Annotated in this window: 17 protein-coding genes; 6 read left to right on the forward strand and 11 right to left on the reverse strand. The window is 75.8% G+C overall.

The features are described 5' to 3' along the window. Positions 1-41 precede the first annotated feature (41 nt). Positions 42-971 (reverse strand): cation diffusion facilitator family transporter, encoded by a 930-nt coding sequence (locus N555_RS0110555; RefSeq protein WP_029431454.1) that lies wholly within the window; start codon positions 969-971, stop codon positions 42-44. Between the two features lie 124 nt (positions 972-1,095). After that, complete coding sequence (locus N555_RS27410) at positions 1,096-2,385, reverse strand: M23 family metallopeptidase (RefSeq protein WP_231502692.1); 1,290 nt, start codon at positions 2,383-2,385, stop codon at positions 1,096-1,098. A 292-nt stretch (positions 2,386-2,677) separates the two neighbouring features. Between N555_RS27410 and N555_RS0110565 the strand changes: the two genes are divergently transcribed. Further along, entirely contained in the window at positions 2,678-3,859 is a 1,182-nt protein-coding gene (locus N555_RS0110565; protein ID WP_029431456.1) for an alcohol dehydrogenase catalytic domain-containing protein, read from the forward strand. 81 nt (positions 3,860-3,940) lie between these two features. Then, positions 3,941-4,828, forward strand: coding sequence for an oxidoreductase (locus tag N555_RS0110570; protein WP_029431457.1), 888 nt, complete (start codon positions 3,941-3,943; stop codon positions 4,826-4,828). On the opposite strand, the gene N555_RS0110575 is transcribed toward N555_RS0110570, so the two are convergent. Genes N555_RS0110575 through N555_RS0110585 form a run of 3 tightly spaced genes read right to left on the reverse strand, consistent with a single transcriptional unit; the run spans position 4,825 to position 7,932 of the window. Then, a complete protein-coding gene (locus N555_RS0110575; RefSeq protein WP_029431458.1) occupies positions 4,825-6,039 on the reverse strand; it encodes an MFS transporter in 1,215 nt (404 codons plus the stop codon). The genes N555_RS0110570 and N555_RS0110575 overlap by 4 nt on opposite strands. Beyond that, positions 6,036-6,629, reverse strand: coding sequence for a TetR/AcrR family transcriptional regulator (locus tag N555_RS0110580; protein ID WP_034509743.1), 594 nt, complete (start codon positions 6,627-6,629; stop codon positions 6,036-6,038). The genes N555_RS0110575 and N555_RS0110580 overlap by 4 nt, the downstream gene beginning before the upstream one ends. A 1-nt stretch (position 6,630) precedes the next feature. After that, a complete protein-coding gene (locus N555_RS0110585; RefSeq protein ID WP_029431460.1) occupies positions 6,631-7,932 on the reverse strand; it encodes a D-arabinono-1,4-lactone oxidase in 1,302 nt (433 codons plus the stop codon). Positions 7,933-7,993: 61 nt separating this feature from the next. Between N555_RS0110585 and N555_RS0110590 the strand changes: the two genes are divergently transcribed. Genes N555_RS0110590 through N555_RS0110600 form a run of 3 tightly spaced genes read left to right on the forward strand, consistent with a single transcriptional unit; the run spans position 7,994 to position 10,832 of the window. Next, a complete protein-coding gene (locus N555_RS0110590) occupies positions 7,994-9,202 on the forward strand; it encodes an amino acid deaminase/aldolase (RefSeq protein ID WP_029431461.1) in 1,209 nt (402 codons plus the stop codon). Between the two features lie 35 nt (positions 9,203-9,237). Next, complete coding sequence (locus N555_RS0110595) at positions 9,238-9,630, forward strand: Fur family transcriptional regulator (protein WP_029431462.1); 393 nt, start codon at positions 9,238-9,240, stop codon at positions 9,628-9,630. A gap of 8 nt (positions 9,631-9,638) precedes the next feature. Further along, positions 9,639-10,832, forward strand: a complete 1,194-nt coding sequence (locus N555_RS0110600; RefSeq protein WP_029431463.1) for a benzoate/H(+) symporter BenE family transporter — start codon at positions 9,639-9,641, stop codon at positions 10,830-10,832. Between the two features lie 6 nt (positions 10,833-10,838). On the opposite strand, the gene N555_RS0110605 is transcribed toward N555_RS0110600, so the two are convergent. The 6 genes from N555_RS0110605 to N555_RS0110630 form a co-directional block, all read right to left on the reverse strand. Beyond that, positions 10,839-12,458, reverse strand: a complete 1,620-nt coding sequence (locus tag N555_RS0110605; RefSeq protein ID WP_029431464.1) for an ABC-F family ATP-binding cassette domain-containing protein — start codon at positions 12,456-12,458, stop codon at positions 10,839-10,841. A 33-nt stretch (positions 12,459-12,491) separates the two neighbouring features. After that, positions 12,492-13,475 carry a zinc-binding dehydrogenase gene (locus N555_RS0110610; RefSeq protein WP_029431465.1) on the reverse strand — a complete coding sequence of 328 codons (984 nt, stop codon included), beginning with the start codon at positions 13,473-13,475 and terminating at the stop codon, positions 12,492-12,494. 34 nt (positions 13,476-13,509) lie between these two features. Continuing rightward, positions 13,510-13,731 (reverse strand): three-helix bundle dimerization domain-containing protein, encoded by a 222-nt coding sequence (locus tag N555_RS0110615; RefSeq protein WP_029431466.1) that lies wholly within the window; start codon positions 13,729-13,731, stop codon positions 13,510-13,512. Between the two features lie 110 nt (positions 13,732-13,841). Then, entirely contained in the window at positions 13,842-14,267 is a 426-nt protein-coding gene (locus N555_RS0110620; protein WP_029431467.1) for a DUF1801 domain-containing protein, read from the reverse strand. A 10-nt stretch (positions 14,268-14,277) separates the two neighbouring features. Then, entirely contained in the window at positions 14,278-14,400 is a 123-nt protein-coding gene (locus N555_RS28965) for a hypothetical protein (protein ID WP_255347351.1), read from the reverse strand. A gap of 10 nt (positions 14,401-14,410) precedes the next feature. After that, the gene (locus N555_RS0110630; protein WP_029431468.1) at positions 14,411-14,986 is read right to left on the reverse strand and encodes a class I SAM-dependent methyltransferase; all 576 of its coding nucleotides are present in this window, start codon (positions 14,984-14,986) and stop codon (positions 14,411-14,413) included. Positions 14,987-15,039: 53 nt separating this feature from the next. Between N555_RS0110630 and N555_RS0110635 the strand changes: the two genes are divergently transcribed. Then, positions 15,040-16,116, forward strand: coding sequence for a winged helix DNA-binding domain-containing protein (locus tag N555_RS0110635; RefSeq protein ID WP_029431469.1), 1,077 nt, complete (start codon positions 15,040-15,042; stop codon positions 16,114-16,116). Positions 16,117-16,131: the final 15 nt, after the last annotated feature.

The following is a 16,131-nucleotide window of genomic DNA, read 5'->3' on the forward strand; positions in this document are numbered from 1 at the left end:
CGCTCCCCACTGTCCCACCACGGGAACGTGAGGGAGCGGCCTCAGTCGTGGACGGGGGCCTCGTGGGCGGCGTGCGTGGCCGCTTCGAGCTGGAAGGTGCAGTGCTCGACGTCGAAGCAGTCGCCGAGGCAGGCGCACAGCTCGTCGAGCACCCGCCCGCCGTGGCCGCCGTCCAGGGCCTCGTCGGTGACGACGACGTGCGCGGACAGCACCGGCAGCCCCGAGGTGATGGTCCACGCGTGCAGGTCGTGGACGGCGAGCACGCCGTCGACCTCGAGGATGTGGGTGCGGACCTCGTCGAGGTCGACGCCCCGCGGGGCGGCCTCGAGGAGCACGTCGAGCGCCTCGCGGAGCAGCGCCCACGCCCGCGGCAGCACCAGGCAGCCGATGAGCACCGACGCGACCGTGTCGGCCGGGGTCCAGCCGGTGAGCGCGATGACACCGGCCGCGACGAGCACGGCGACCGAGCCGAGGGCGTCGGAGAACACCTCGAGGTAGGCGCCCCGGACGTTGAGCGACTCGTCCCGGCCGCGGTGCAGGATCGCCATGCCGACGAGGTTGACCAGCAGGCCGGCGCCCGCGGCCAGCAGCATGATCCCGGCGTCGACGTCTGGCGGGTCGCCGATCCGGCGGATCGCCTCGACCAGCACGAAGACCCCGACCGCGAGCAGCAGCCCGCCGTTGGCAAAGGCGGCGAGGATCTCCACCCGCTGGAAGCCGAAGGTCCGGCGGCCGGTGGGCGGCCGCTGGGCGAGCGACACCGCCGCCAGCGCCAGGCCGATCCCGAGGGCGTCGGTGGCCATGTGCCCGGCGTCGGCCACGAGCGCGAGCGATCCGGAGACGACGGCGCCGAGCACCTCGGCGGCGAGGACCGCGAGCGTCAGGCCCAGGACGACGGCCAGGCGCCGCCGGTGCCCCGCCGCGGCCGTGCCGTGGGAGTGGCCGTGCGAGTGGCCGTGGTCGTGCCCCATCAGCGACTCTCCCCTCCCGTCCGGCCTGCTCACCGAGTGTGCCCCACCTCGGCCCGCCCGTACGGACGACGCCCCCCGACCGGGGGGACCGGGCGGGGGGCGTCGAGGAGATGCGGCTCGCGGCTCAGATCTGGACGCCGCGCTCCCGCAGCCACGGGAGGGGGTCGATCCTCGTGCCGTCGAGGCCACCCTGGTGCACCTCGAAGTGCAGGTGCGGGCCGGTGGACTGACCGCGGTTGCCCAGCAGGGCGATGGTGTCGCCGGCGCGCACGACCTGCCCCGGCTGGACCAGGATCTGGTCCATGTGGCCGTAGACGGTGACGTCGCCGTTGTCGTGCTGGATGTAGACCGCCAGGCCGAAGCCGCTGGCCGGTCCGGCCTCGAGGACGACGCCGTCCGCGGCGGCGTACTCGGGGGTGTCCATCGGCGCGGCCAGGTCGATGCCGGCGTGCAGGGTGCCCCAGCGGGCGCCGAAGGTGCTGGTGAGCCGCGCCCCCTGGACGGGCAGGACCGCCTTCGGCCGGGCCGCCTCGGCGGCCAGCGCCGCGTAGTACGCGCTGACCCGCTGGTCGGCCTCGCTCTGCACCTGGGCGGCGGCGAACTGCTCGATGTCCCGGGTGGCGCGGCTGGACGCGAGCTCGGCGAGCCGGGCCGCGTCGTCGGCCACCGGAGCGGGCGCGGTGCCCTCGATGCCGAGGGCCCGGGCGACGCTCACCGACTCCTCCACCGCCGGCGAGGTGTCCGCCTGCGCCTCGGTGTCGCTCCCGGCCAGCACCCCTAGGCCGGTCCCGGCGACCAGCACGGCGGCGAGGACGAGGGCCGGACGGCGGCGCACCAGGGCGGCGCGGTGCCGGCCCCGGCCCGCGACGACGTGCGGCACGGTGCAGCGCTCGGGGCCGTCCTCGGCCTCGGGCGCCTCGGCGTCGGGGGCCTCGCCGTCGAGGGCCTCGCCGTCGAGGGCCTCGGCGGCGGGGGCCTCGGGCTCCGCGGGGGGCTCAGGGAGCTCCTGGACCTCGGGCAGTGCGGCGACCTCGCCGAGGCCGGCCAGCGCCGTCACCTCGGCCTGCTCCGCGAGCTCCGCCAGGTCCCCCGGACCGGCCAGGTGCGACTCCGGGACGGACGTCTCAACGTCGGGGCGCATCCGGCGCGCCGCCGCGGCGACCGCACGGACGCCGACGACCGAGCGGGCCCCGATCTCCACGCCCGCCCGACGGGCGCTGCGGGCCGCGGCCGCGGCGCGGGAGGCCGCGCTGCTGGGGGTGACGCCACGGGAGCTGGGGGTGGACGAGACCTCCGCCGGAGCCACAGCGGGGCGCCCGGAAGGCACCTCCCGCGGGCCGTCGAGGGGGGTGCCGGAGCCCGGAGCGGGCACCGCCGCCTCGTCGAGGTCGGGGTCGTGGTGGAGCTGGGACATGCACCTGTCTTCCGCAGGGGACAAGGACGTGTTGCGTGGGTGGTCCGGGGAAGGAACGGGAGCCATGTAAACACGGCGTGATCGGTTCGTGATCTGTGAGACGGGGTAGGTCCCATTGGTTGTGTGGCGTAGGCCACTGACCTGCACGGATGTCATTAAGCACTCCGTCGATCCAGCATCACGCTGAGTGACAGGCACGCCGGTTGAACCCTGAACCAGGGGCGATGAGGCTCACGGCCGGGCAGAAGCCTCTGGTCGGACCCTCCCGACGACGACTAGAGGAGCTCCACGTATGCGCGCAGTGACCTGGCACGGCCGAGCCGACGTCCGGGTGGACACCGTCCCCGACCCGAGGATCGAGGAGCAGACCGACGTCGTCGTCGAGGTGACGTCCACCGGCATCTGCGGCTCGGATCTGCACCTCATCGAGGTCATGGCGCCGTTCATGAGCGTCGGCGACGTCATGGGTCACGAGCCCATGGGGATCGTCCGCGAGGTGGGCAAGGACGTGACCGCCGTCAAGCCCGGGGACCGAGTCGTCGTGCCGTTCAACATCTCCTGTGGCACCTGCTGGATGTGCTCGCAGGGGCTGCAGTCCCAGTGCGAGACGACGCAGAACCGCGACAAGGGCTTCGGCGCCTCGCTGTTCGGCTACACGAAGCTCTACGGCCAGGTGCCCGGCGGCCAGGCCGAGTACCTCCGGGTGCCCTTCGGCAACACGCTGCCGATCAAGGTGCCCGACGGTCTGCCCGACGACCGCTGGGTCTACCTCTCCGACGTGCTGCCGACCGCCTGGCAGGCGGTGCAGTACGCCGCGGTCCCGCCGGGCGGCACGCTGCTGGTCCTCGGGCTCGGGCCGATCGGCGACATGTGCACCCGCATCGCCTCCCACCTCGGCATCGAGAAGGTGTGGGCGTCCGACGTCGTCCCGGAGCGGATCGCCCGGGCCACCGCGCGCGGCACCCAGGTCATCCGCTCCACCACGCAGGCCGACGTCGTCCAGGAGATCCGCGACGCCACCGACGGCCGCGGCCCGGACGCCGTCATCGACGCGGTCGGCATGGAGGCGCACGGCTCGCCGCTGGCCTCGCTGGCTCAGAAGGCCACCGCGATCGTCCCGGACGCGATCATGGAGAAGGTCATGCAGGTCGCCGGCGTCGACCGGCTGGCCGCGCTCAACACCGCGATCGAGGCGGTCCGCCGCGGCGGCACCATCTCGCTGTCCGGCGTCTACGGCGGGGCCACCGACCCGCTGCCGCTCATGCGGATGTTCGACAAGCAGATCCAGCTGCGCATGGGTCAGGCCAACGTGTGGCGCTGGGTGCCCGACATCCTGCCGATCCTCGCCGAGGGCGACCCGCTGGGCGTCGACGACTTCGCGACCCACCACGTGCCGCTCGAGCAGGCTCCCGAGGCCTACGCGAACTTCCGGGAGAAGAAGGACGGCGCGGTGAAGGTGCTGCTCACCCCCTGAGCCGGCCGCGCGTGGGCGGGGTGCCGGCCAGCGGCGCCCCGCCCACGCGCATACCGGCGGCCGGGCGGGTAGGAGTCGGACATGACGATCGACGCGACGCGTTCCGGCCAGTTCCCCCTCGGCGACCGGCCGGTGTACCGCCTGGGCTACGGCGCCATGCAGCTGGCCGGCCCGCACGTGATGGGCCCGCCGGCCGACCGGGCGGCCGCGGTCGCCGTCCTCCGCCGGGCGGTCGAGCTGGGCGTCGACCACATCGACACCAGCGACTACTACGGCCCGCACGTGACCAACGAGATCCTCCGCGAGGCGCTGCACCCCTACGACGGGCTCACCGTCGTGACGAAGGTCGGGGCCCGCCGCACCCCCGAGGGTGACTGGCCCGAGGCGTTGACCCCCGACGAGCTGCGCTCGGCGGTGCACGACAACCTGCGCAACCTCGGCGTGGACGTCCTCGACGTGGTCAACCTCCGGATGCCCGGGTACGAGGCCCCGATCGAGCGGTCGCTCGCCGAGCCGTTCGAGACCCTGGCCGAGCTGCAGCAGCAGGGCCTGATCCGGCACCTGGGCGTCAGCAACGTGACCACCCAGATGTTCGCCGAGGCCCGGGCCATCGCCCCGGTCGTCCAGGTGCAGAACCACTACAACCTGGTGCACCGCGACGACGACCCGCTGGTCGACGCCCTGGCCCACGAGGGCATCGCGTTCGTGCCGTTCTTCCCGCTCGGCGGCTTCACGCCCATCCAGTCCGCGGCGCTGGACACCGTGGCGCGGCGGCTGGAGACGACGCCGATGCAGGTCGCGCTCGCCTGGTTGCTGGCCCGCAGCCCGAACATCCTGCTGATCCCCGGGACGTCGTCCGTGGCGCACCTGGAGGAGAACCTGCAGGCCGGCGCGCGGGTGCTCGGACCGCTGGAGCTGGAGGAGCTGGACCGCATCGGCGGCACCGGCGAGCCCGACGTCGACCTCTAGCGCACCGAGCGGATCCTCGTCACGGACACGGCGCCGAGCACGGTGCACAGGCCGGCCAGGGTGAAGAGCGCGCCGTAGCCGGACAGCCCGATCACTGCGCCGGCCAGCAGCGGGGCCAGCGCCTGGGGGGCGACCAGGGCCACGTTCATCACGCCGAGGTCGCCGGCCAGCGTGCGCGCGTCGGGCAGCACCTGGGTCACCAGCGCCTGGTCGACCGAGGTGTAGGCGCCGTACCCGGCACCGAGCAGCACCCCGGCTCCCAGCGCCGCCGGCCAGCTGGGCGCCACGACGAGCAGGCCGCACGCCAGCGCCTGGAGGACGGCGGCCCAGCCGACGAACACCCGCCGCCGGCCGGTGCGGTCCGACAGCACCCCGCCGGCCCACGTCGCCGTGACCGTCGCTACGACGTACACGAGCGTCAGGACCAGCAGCGAGCCCTCGGGGTCGTCGACGCGCAGCCCGTCGTCGAGGAAGTAGAGGAGGTACGTCGTCCCGAGGGCGTTGCCGAGGCTGACCAGCAGGCGGCCGGCGAAGGCCCAGGCGTAGTCCGGCGACCGGGTCGGCGCCTCCCAGGTGGCGCGCACCGCCGCGGCGAGGGAGACCGGGCGGCCCCCGGGCCCGGGCTCGGGGTCCCGGGATCGGCGCAGCCACGGGACGGCGGAGGCCACGAGGAGCACCGTCAGCGCGAGGTAGCCCGGCGCCACTCCGCCGCCGAGCGCGGTGACCAGCCCCAGGCCGACGACGATGCCGATCGCCTGCGGGGCGTAGACGGCGGCCGACGCCGCGCCGCGCTGATCGGCCGGCACCTGGTCGACGATGGCGGCGGTCAGCCCCGCCATCGCCGCGTACATGCCCACCTGGGCGAGCAGCCAGGTGACCGCGACGAGCTGCCAGGTGCCGGCAAACCCGGTGAGGACCAGCCCGACGGCGTAGCCCGCGACCCCGCCGGCGATCCAGACGCGGCGCCGTCCCCACCGCGAGCGCGTGCGGTCGCAGAGCGCGCCGAAGACGGGAAGCGCGACCAGCGCCGCCAGCCCGGCCAGGCCGTTGACGAGCGCGAGATCGCGGACCTTGTGCGCCGGGTCGAGGTCGTCCAGCTGGACCGGCAGCAGCAGCTGCACCGGAGCCAGCTGGGCGGCCCACAGCCCGAGCCAGGCGAGCCCGAAGCGCAGGGTCCAGGCGCGGTCGATCCTGGGCGGCGCGGCGGTCATGCGGTGTACCGGACGGCGAACAGCTCCACCGCGGCGTCGAGGGCGGCGCGGGTGGCGGCGGTGTCGCGGTCGACCAGCCAGGTGGTGGTCGCGCCGTCGACGAGGGTGACCAGCAACCGGGCGAGCTCGGGCACGGGGCGGCCCCACGTCGAGCCGGTGAGGGCGGCGGCCTGATCCAGCAGGGTCGCCGCCGCGTCGGTGTAGGCGCGGTACTGCTCGCGGGCCACCGCGTGCAGGGCGGGGTCGCGCACGGCGTGCAGGGTCAGCTCGAGCCTCAGCTGCTCGGCGCCGGGATCGTCCTCGAGGTGGGCGAGGTAGCCGCCGGCGGCCGCGCGCAGGCAGCCGGCGAGGCCGTCGGCCGGGTCCAGGACGGCGGTCGCGGCGGCGAGCTCGCGGCCGACCACCCGGCGCACCAGCTCGGCGAGCAGCTCGTCGCGGGAGGCGAAGGCGTAGTGGAAGCTCGCCAGCGACATCCCCGCCTCGGCGACGACGGCGCGGGTGGTGCCTGCGGCGAGCCCGTCGCGGGCCATCACGCGGAGCGCGGCCTCGACGAGGGCCTCCCGCCGGTCGGTGACCGGCAGCCGGGGCACGTCAGGCCCGCCCGAGGACGCGGTCGAGGTGCGCGTTGGCGAGCACGCCGGTGGGGTCGAGCCGGTCGCGCAGCGCGGTGAACTCGCCGAACCGGGGATAGCGCCCGGCCAGGGCGGCCGCGTCGAGGGAGTGCAGCTTGCCCCAGTGCGGGCGGCCGCCCACCGCGCCGGCGATCGCCTCGAAGGTGGCGAAGTACTCCCCCGGCTCGCTCCGGGCGGGCACGTGGACGGCGACGTAGGCGGTGTCCCGGCCCGACGCCGTGGAGAGCGGGACGTCGTCGGCCGCGGCCACCCGCACCTCGACCGGGAAGGGCACCCGCCAGTCGCTCGCGTCGACCGCCCGCCGGAGCTCGGCCAGGACCTCCGGGGCGGCCTCGCGGGGCACGGCGTACTCCATCTCCCGGAAGCGCACCCGGCGCCGCGACACGAACACCCGGTGCGCGACGTCGGTGTACGTCCGGGCGCCCAGCGCTCCTGCGGAGAACCGGGCCAGCGGGGCGACCAGCGCCGGCACCCGGCGGCCGGTCGCGACGACCGCGGCCAGGCCGGCGTTCGCGAGCACCTCGTCGTCCCAGAACGCGCGCAGCCGCGGCAGCGGGGCGAGGTCGTCCAGAGCCACCCGGGTGTTGCGCTTGGTCAGGCACCGGTCGGTGTGCGGGAACCAGTAGAACTCCACGTGGTCGGCCGAGGTCGTGTAGCCGGTGAACCCGTCGAGCAGCTCGTCCAGCCCCGCCGACCCCTCCTCGGCGCGCAGGGCGAAGGCCGGCACCGCCTGCAGCGTCACCGTGTCGAGGACGCCGAGGGCGCCCAGCGAGATGCGGGCGGCGGAGAACACCTCGGGGTGCTCGGCCGCCGAGCAGCGCAGCACCTCGCCACCGGCGGTGACCAGCGTGAGGGCGCGCAGCTGGGTGGCGAGGCCGCCGAAGGCCGCGCCGGTGCCGTGGGTGCCGGTCGACAGCGCCCCGGCGACGGTCTGCCGGTCGATGTCGCCGAGGTTGGTGAGCGCCCAGCCGCGGGCGGCCAGCTCGGCGTTCAGCCGGTGCAGCGGCATCCCGGCCTGCACGGTGACCAGGCCGGTCGGGCCGACGTCGACCAGCGCGGCGTGCCGGTCGAAGGCGAGGGCGACCTCGTCGGGGCGGCCGACGGCGGTGAACGAGTGGCCGCTGCCCAGCGGGCGCACCCGCCGGCCCGCGCCAGCCGCCGTCGTCAGCGCCCGCGCGAGGTCCTCGGTGCCGGCCGGGTGCAGCACCGTGACGCCGTCGGCCCGCTGGTTCCCCGCCCAGTTGCGCCAGCTCGTGGTCACAGCAGCGCACCCTAGTGGGACACTTGACCCACTTCGCTGCGGCGCACCATGCTCGTCCGTCGTGGACGACGACACGGCGCGGAGCCGGCTGGACGCGGCGACGGCCGACCTGGACCCGCCCCTGGCGGTCCTCGACCTCGACGCCCTCGACGCCAACGCCGCCGACCTGGAGCGGCGGGCCGGCGGCCGGCCGATCCGGGTGGCCAGCAAGTCGGTGCGCAGCCGCCCGGTGCTGCGCCGGGTGCTGGCCCGTCCCGGCTTCGCCGGGGTGCTCGCCTACACGCTGCCCGAGGCGCTGTGGCTGGCCGGCGGCGACGACCCGGTGTCCACCGACGTCGTCGTCGGCTACCCCACGGCCGACCGGACGGCGCTGCGGACGCTGGCCGCCGACCCGGAGCTCGCCGCCCGCGTGACGCTGATGGTCGACTCCCCCGAGCAGCTGGACCTGGTCGACGCCGTCACCGCCCCGGGCGCCCGCCCCGAGCTGCGGATCTGCCTGGACCTCGACGCGTCGCTGCGGGCCGCCGGCGGACGGGTGCACGTCGGGGTCCGGCGCTCACCGGTGCACACGCCCGAGCAGGCCGCGGCGCTGGCCCGGACCGTGAGCGGGCGGCCGGGGTTCCGGCTGGTCGGGCTGATGGCCTACGAGGCCCAGGTGGCCGGCGTGCAGAACTCGCCGCCGGGCCGGCCCCTGCGGGGTCTGGCGGTCCGCGGGATGCAGGCGGTGTCCGTGCGGGAGCTCACCGGACGCCGGGGCGCTGCCGTCACCGCGGTCCGCGAGGTGGCGGACCTCGAGTTCGTCAACGGCGGCGGCACCGGCAGCCTGGAGACGACGACGGCCGACGCCTCGGTCACCGAGCTCGCCGCCGGGTCCGGGCTCTACTCCCCCACGCTCTTCGACGGGTACCGGGCCTTCCGCGGCAGCCCCGCCGTCCTCTTCGCCCTGCCGGTGACCCGCCGCCCCGCGCCCGGCACCGTCACCGTGGCCGGCGGCGGGTGGATCGCCTCGGGGCCGGCCGGCGCCGACCGGCTGCCCACGCCGGTGCACCCGGCCGGGCTGACGATGGTCGGCACCGAGGGGGCCGGCGAGGTGCAGACACCCCTGCGCGGTGCGGCCGCCGACCGGCTGCGGGTGGGCGACCGGGTCTGGGTCCGGCACGCGAAGGCCGGCGAGGTCGCCGAGCACGTCGCGGTGCTCCACACGCTGGCCGGCGACCGGCTGACCGGCGCGTTCGACACCTACCGCGGCGAGGGGCGCTCGTTCGGCTGACCGGCTCCCCGGACGGCGCGTGCCACGATGGGCTCGTGACCCAGCCGCGTCCCGCTCCGCGGCGCGACGCCATCCGGCTGCTCTTCGCCGACCTGGAGGGGTTCCACAGCGCGCAGGACGTGTACGCCCTGCTGCGCTCCGCCGGCGCCCGGGTCGGCCTGTCCACGGTCTACCGCGCCGTGCAGTCGCTGGCCGACGACGGGGAGCTGGACTCGATCCGCACCGACACCGGCGAGGCGCTCTACCGCCGCTGCAGCAGCCAGCACCACCACCACCTGGTCTGCCGCACCTGCGGCCGCACCGTCGAGGTCGCCGGCCCCGCGGTCGAGCGCTGGGCCGACGAGGTGGCCGGCGAGCACGGCTTCGCCGACGTCAGCCACACGCTGGAGATCTTCGGCACCTGCGCCGCCTGCCGCGCCGCCGCCTGAGCCGGCCGATGCCCCCCGGTCCGGCGTCGGACGGCGCCCTGTCCCGCCCGGTCACCGCCGGTGTGGTCTCGGCCCTCGTCGGCTTCACGAGCTCCTTCGTCATCGTCCTGACCGGGCTGGCCGGTGTGGGCGCCGACGCCGGCCAGGCCGCGAGCGGGCTGCTCACGGTCAGCGTCACGATGGGGCTGTCCTCCGCCCTGCTGGCGCTGTGGACCCGGATGCCGATCACCGTCGCCTGGTCCACGCCCGGCGCGGCGCTGCTCGCCTCGACCGGGACGGTCGACGGCGGCTGGCCGGCCGCGGTCGGCGCCTTCCTCGTCACCGGCGTCCTGTTCGCCGTCACCGGGCTGGTCCCGTGGCTCGGCGCGCTCGTCGCCCGCATCCCCCCGTCGGTCGCCCAGGCGATGCTCGCCGGCGTCCTCCTCCAGCTCTGCCTCGGACCGGTCACCGGGCTCGCGGACAACCCGCTGGCGGTCGCGCCGGTGGTCGCGGTCTGGCTCCTCGCGATGCGGTTCCTCCCGCGCTGGGCCGCCCCGCTGGCGTTCCTCACCGCCGCGGTCGTCATCGGCGTCGATCTCGCCGTCTCCGGGACGTCGATCGACCCGGCGGACCTGGTCCCCCACCTGGAGCTGACCACGCCGGCGTTCACCCTCGGCGGGATCGTCGGCATCGCGGTGCCGCTCTACCTGGTGACGATGGCCTCGCAGAACGTCGCCGGCGCCGCCGTCATGAAGAGCCTCGGGTACGAGGTGCCCTGGCGGCGCTCGATGGTGGTGACCGGCATCGGCACGGTCGTCGGCGCGCCGACCGGAGGCCACGCGATCAACCTGGCCGCGATCAGCGCGGCGCTGGCCGCCGGCCCGGAGGCGGGCGAGGACCGCTCCCGGCGCTGGATCGCGAGCGTGACCTCGGGCGGCGTCCTCGTGCTGCTCGGCATCGCCTCCGCGGCGTTCGGCGCGCTCGTGCTGCTGGCCCCCGCCGGCGTCATCCCCGCCGTGGCAGGGCTCGCGCTGCTCACCGTGCTGGCCTCCTCCCTCCAGGCCGCCCTCGCCGACGCCGACGAGCGGATCCCCGCCGTCGTCACCTTCGCGACGGCCGCCTCGGGCATCGCGATCGCCGGGGTGAACGCGGCCTTCTGGGCGCTGGTGGCCGGGCTGGTCGTCCGCGCCGTCCTCCGGCACGGGCGCCCGCCCGCCGGCTGACCGGCGTCAGCGGGGGCGGACCACCCGGGTCTCGTCGAAGACCGGCTCGGCCGACTCGTACACCCGGCCGTCGGCGCCGAAGACGAGGAACCGGTCGAAGGACCGGGCGAACCACCGGTCGTGGGTCACCGTGAGCACGGTGCCGTCGAAGGCGGCCAGCGCCTCCTCCAGCGACTCGGCCGACAGCACGTCGAGGTTGTCGGTCGGCTCGTCGAGCAGCAGCAGCGTGGCCCCGGAGAGCTCCAGCATGAGCACCTGGAACCGCGCCTGCTGACCGCCGGACAGGTGACGGAACAGCTGGTCGCCGGACTCGGCGAGCCCGTACCGGCGCAGCGCCGCCATCGCCCGGCCGCGGTCGACGCCCGGCCGGCCGGGCTCGCCGTGCCACAGCAGGTCCACCGGCGTCCGTTCCAGCCACTCGGGATGGGCGTGGGTCTGCGCGAACAGCCCGGGGACGACGCGCGCGCCCAGCCGCCACGAGCCGGTGTGCGCCACCTGCTGGCCGGCCAGCATCCGGAGGAAGTGCGACTTGCCGGCGCCGTTGGCCCCGAGCACCGCGACCCGGTCGCCGTAGAAGACCTCGAGGTCGAACGGCTTCATGAGGCCGGTCAGCTCCAGCTGCTCGACCGTCACCGCGCGGACCCCGGTCCGACCGCCGCGCAGCCGCATCGTCACCTGCTGGTCGGCCGGCGGCTCCGGCGGCGGACCGGCGGCCTCGTACTTCGCCAGCCGGGTCTGCATCGCGTGGTACGTCGACGTCATGGCCGGCGAGTTCTTGGCCTGCTGCTGCAGCGTGCGGACCAGCTCGACCAGCCGCTCGTGCTCCTCGTCCCACCGGCGGCGCAGTTCGGCCTGCCGCTCGTGCCGGCTCGACCGGGCCTCGTGGTAGCTGACGAAGCCCCCGCCGTGCACCCACGCCGTCCCGCCCTCGACGGTGACGACCCGGTCGGCGACCCGGTTGAGCAGCTCACGGTCGTGGCTGACGAAGAGCACGGTCTTGCGGGTGTCGAGCAGCCGCTCCTCGAGCCACCGCTTGCCGGGGACGTCGAGGTAGTTGTCCGGCTCGTCGAGCAGCAGCACCTCGTCGGGTCCCCGCAGCAGCGCCTCCAGCGCCAGCCGCTTCTGCTCGCCGCCGCTGAGGGTCGACAGCTCCCGGTACTTGCAGCCGTCGTAGGGGACGCCGAGCGCCGAGACCGTCACGGTGTCCCAGGTGACCTCGGCGTCGTAGCCGCCGACGTCGCCCCAGTGCCCGAGAGCGGTGGCGTAGGCCATCTGCCGCGGCTCGTCGTCGGCCTCCATGAGCGCGAGCTCCGCGGCCTGGACGGCGTCCCACGCCGCCCGGACGGCGGGCGGCGAGAGGTCGACGAGGAACCGCTGCACCGTCGTGTCGTCGCGCACCGAGCCGATGAACTGGCGCATCACGCCGAGCCCGCCGGTGCGGGCCACCGCGCCGGCCTCGGGCACGAGGTCGCCGCTGATGATCCGCAGCAGCGTCGTCTTGCCGGCACCGTTCTCCCCGACGAGGGCGGCCCGGGCGCCCTCACCGATGCGGAAGGACACGTCGTCCAGCAGCACCCGGCCGTCCGGCAGCGTGTGCCGGATCCCGCTCACGTCGACGTAACCCACCCCGACAGTCTCCGGGCGGGGACAACCGCGTTCTCAGGCGGTGCGCAGGACCACCTTGCCCAGCACCCGGCGCTGCTCCAGGTCGGCGTGCGCACGGGCCGCCTCGGCGAGCGGGTAGGGCGTGACCAGCGGCCGCCAGGCACCCGACGCCACGCGGTCCAGCGCCCGGCGGGCGAGGCCCGGGATGCCGCCGGGCAGGGCGGTCATCCGCGGCCCGAGCGACCACCCCGCGGTGATCCCGAGCCGGACCACGTCGCCGGTGTCGAACTGGGTCGGCCGCCCGCCCGAGTAGCCGAACATGACGAGCCGGCCACCCGGTCGCAGCAGCTCCAGCGCGCACCGGCCGACCGCGCCGCCGACGCCGTCGTACACGAGCGACACCCCACCGGTCGCCGCCCGGACCCGCTCGTCCCAGCCCGGAGCCCGGTAGTCGACGACCAGGTCGGCGCCGAGCTCGGCCAGCCGGGACACCTTCTCCGCGCCGCCCGCGGCGGCCACCACCGTGGCACCGGACTCCCGTGCGGCCTGCACGAGCAGCCAGCCCATCCCACCGGCGGCCGACGGCACCAGGACGACGTCGTCGGCCGACGGCGGCTCGAGCTCCAGCACACCCTGCGCGGTGCGGCCCGTGCCGACGGCGGCGACCGCATCCGCCCAGCCGACCTGTTCCGGGAGGACGAACAGCTGCCCGTCGACGGCCGTGACCGCCTGCTCGGCGTACCCGCCCGGGACCGCCCCGAGATGGGCGGCGACCCGCCGGCCGAGCCAGGCCGGGTCCACCCCGGCCCCCAGCTGGTCGACGACTCCGGCGATCTCGCGCCCCGGGATCGTCGGGAGCTCCGGCCGCGGGAGCGACACCGGGCCGGGGTCGCCGCGCCGGAGCGTGGTGTCGACCAGGTGGACCCCGGCGGCCTCGACCGCGATGCGGACCTCCCCGGGCGCCGGCGTCAGGTCGGGCAGCTCGTCGAGGACCAGGCGGTCGGGGGCACCGAACTCGTGCAGTCGGATGGCTCGCATGCAGCGGAGGCAACCGCCTCACGTGCACTCGAGGTCAAGCGGGGCGCTCCTCGGACTGCAGCCGGGCGCGGGCCAGCCGCTCGACGAGTTCGGGGAGCGCGGTCGCCGGCACCCCGCTGAGATCGCGGCGGCAGCTGCGGACGACGGTGCCGATCACCTGCGGACGGAGCGTGGTGCGGAACTCGGCGGTGAGCCGCACGACCGCCTGGTCGATCGCGGCGTCGTCATCGGTCGTCCGGGCCAGCGCTTGCGTCATCCGTCGTCCCTCCCCCACCGGCTGCGCCGCTTCCGATCCCCCCGACCGGCGCCCGCATACGGTGACCCGGCGACGGCCCGCAGACCAGGGACCAAGGGCCCCGCCGCAGGTCAGGTCGCGAAGTAGGCGTTGCCGCCCTCGCGGGTGACCGCCGCGGCGTCGCGCAGCAGCGCGGACAGCTCGCCGGCGTCGACCCGGTCCAGCGAGGGGAAGCGGATGCAGCTCTTGCCGCAGGACACCCTCCCCAGCCGATCGGCACGGGCCTCGGGCAGGTACTCGCCGTCGACGACGGCGCACACGTAGAGCGACAGGTGCCGCTTCTGCGCGGCGAGAGCGATCAGCGGCCAGGTCGTGGCGACCTTCGCCGAGCGCGGCTCGTAGGGCATGAACCCGTACCCGAGCATCTGCCCGCTGCCGGCGGACACCAGTCGCCGGTCGAGGCCCGGGGCGGCAGCGGTGACCAGCGCGTCGACGCGCCGCAACTCCGCCTCCCGGTCGCCCGCGGCGGAGAACCAGGCCTCGACGTCGTCGTCCACCGGGGCTCCCTCAGACGATCAGGGAGAGCGCGGTGGCGACGGCGGCCAGCAGCATGGCCACCACGATGACGGCGGCGACGAGCCGCCGGCGTCGCTCGGCGTCCGGTCCACCCGCGCCGCCCATCCCCATCACGACCGGGACGCTACCGCCGGCGGCCGGACAGCACCGTGTCCAGCGCGGTGCCGGCCGGCGTCTCGCGCGGGACCTGGGCGAGCCGGTCGACGTCCAGCAGGGCCGCGACCGGCCCGAACCGCGCGACGCTGTGCAGGATCGCCGGCTCCTGCGGACCGCCCACCCCGCGCTCGACGTTGTCCACGTCGTGGCCGAGCACGAGCAGCCGCCCGCCGGGACGCAGCCAGCCCACCGCGCGCAGCAGCAGATCCTCGAGGTCCGGCGGCGGCAGGTGGAGGTAGGCGACGAGCACGAGGTCGACGGGCTCATCCGGACCGGCCCAGGTGAGGACGTCGGCGGTCACCCACGAGACCCGGCCGGCCTCGGGCCGCTCGCGGCCACGCGCCAGTCCGGTGGCGGAGAAGTCGACCGCGGTGACCCGCCAGCCGAGGCCGGCCAGCCACAGCGCGTGCCGGCCCTCCCCCGCCGCGAGGTCGACCGCCGACCCCGGCGGGGAGCCGGCGAGCAGCTCGGCGACCAGCGCGTTCGGCTCTCCCGACCACTGCTGGCGCTCGGCGTACCGGGCGTCCCATGCCTGCGCGTCCACGCCCCGATCCTGGCAGCTCCCGGATCGTCGGTGCCGCCTGCCAGGCTGCCGGCATGACGACGACGCCGACGGTGGCGCCCCGGGAGCTGGCGCTGCTCCGCCTGGTCGCCCAGCGGCTCGCCGGCCCCCCGGCCGCGGACGCGGCCGCCGCCGTCGGGGGGCTCCTCTGCGTGCAGGGGCAGGACTACCCGGGGGCGCTCACCTCGGTCGCGCTGCGCACCCGCGACCGCTCCCTGTCCGGGGTACGCGCGGCGCTGGACGGCGGCACGGTGGTCCGCTCCTGGCCGATGCGCGGCACGCTGCACCTCCTGCCGGCCGGCGACCTGCACTGGCTGCTGGAGCTGTGCAGCCCTCGGGTGCTCGCCGGAGCGGTCCGGCGGCGGGCGCAGGTGGGCCTCACCGAGGCCGACCTCGAGCGCCGGCGGGAGCTCGCCTGCGGCGCGCTCGGTGGCGGCCGGCGGCTGACCCGCGCGGCGCTGCTGGAGGCCCTCGGCGCGGGCGTCGACGTCGGCGGGCAGCGCGGCTACCACGTGCTCTGGTACCTGTCGCAGACCGGAACGCTGGTCATGGGCCCGACCGACGACGGGGAGCAGGCGTTCGTGCTGCTCGACGAGTGGGTGCCCTCGCCCCGGCGGCTCTCCCGGGAGGAGTCGCTGGGAGAGCTGGCCCGCCGGTACCTCGCCGGCCACGGCCCGGCGTCCGAGGCCGACCTCGCCCGCTGGGCGGGGCTCGGCCTGCGCGACGTCCGCGCCGGGATCGGCGCGGTCCGGGACGAGTTCGCCTCCCTCGAGGTCGACGGCCGGGAGCTGCTCATGCCGCCCGACCTGCCCGACCGGCTGGCCGCCTGCCGCGCGGAGGTCGAGGACGCCGTCCTGCTGCTGCCGGGCTTCGACGAGTTCGTGCTCGGCTACGCCGACCGCACCTGCGCGGTACCGGCAGAGTTCGCGCAGCAGATCGTGCCCGGCAACAACGGCATGTTCCGGTCGACCGTCGTGCACCGCGGCCAGGTCGTCGGCGTGTGGCGGTGGAAGGGCAGCGGTGCCAGGCGCGTCCCGGCGCCCGAGCCGTTCACCGAGTTCCCCGACGACGTGGCCGCCGCCATCCCGGAGCTCGCGGCCGCGCTCCCCTGACGTGCAGGGGCGTCG

The sequence above is a fragment of the Blastococcus sp. URHD0036 genome (assembly GCF_000701365.1).
Classification (GTDB): domain Bacteria; phylum Actinomycetota; class Actinomycetes; order Mycobacteriales; family Geodermatophilaceae; genus Trujillonella.

Bases quoted from the DNA above. Each gene is read 5' to 3' on its own strand.
- N555_RS0110555 (WP_029431454.1), bottom strand. From the start codon at position 971: ATGGGGCACGACCACGGCCACTCGCACGGCCACTCCCACGGCACGGCC.
- N555_RS27410 (WP_231502692.1), bottom strand. From the start codon at position 2,385: ATGTCCCAGCTCCACCACGACCCCGACCTCGACGAGGCGGCGGTGCCC.
- N555_RS0110565 (WP_029431456.1), top strand. From the start codon at position 2,678: ATGCGCGCAGTGACCTGGCACGGCCGAGCCGACGTCCGGGTGGACACC.
- N555_RS0110570 (WP_029431457.1), top strand. From the start codon at position 3,941: ATGACGATCGACGCGACGCGTTCCGGCCAGTTCCCCCTCGGCGACCGG.
- N555_RS0110575 (WP_029431458.1), bottom strand. From the start codon at position 6,039: ATGACCGCCGCGCCGCCCAGGATCGACCGCGCCTGGACCCTGCGCTTC.
- N555_RS0110600 (WP_029431463.1), top strand. From the start codon at position 9,639: ATGCCCCCCGGTCCGGCGTCGGACGGCGCCCTGTCCCGCCCGGTCACC.
- N555_RS0110610 (WP_029431465.1), bottom strand. From the start codon at position 13,475: ATGCGAGCCATCCGACTGCACGAGTTCGGTGCCCCCGACCGCCTGGTC.
- N555_RS0110615 (WP_029431466.1), bottom strand. From the start codon at position 13,731: ATGACGCAAGCGCTGGCCCGGACGACCGATGACGACGCCGCGATCGAC.
- N555_RS0110635 (WP_029431469.1), top strand. From the start codon at position 15,040: ATGACGACGACGCCGACGGTGGCGCCCCGGGAGCTGGCGCTGCTCCGC.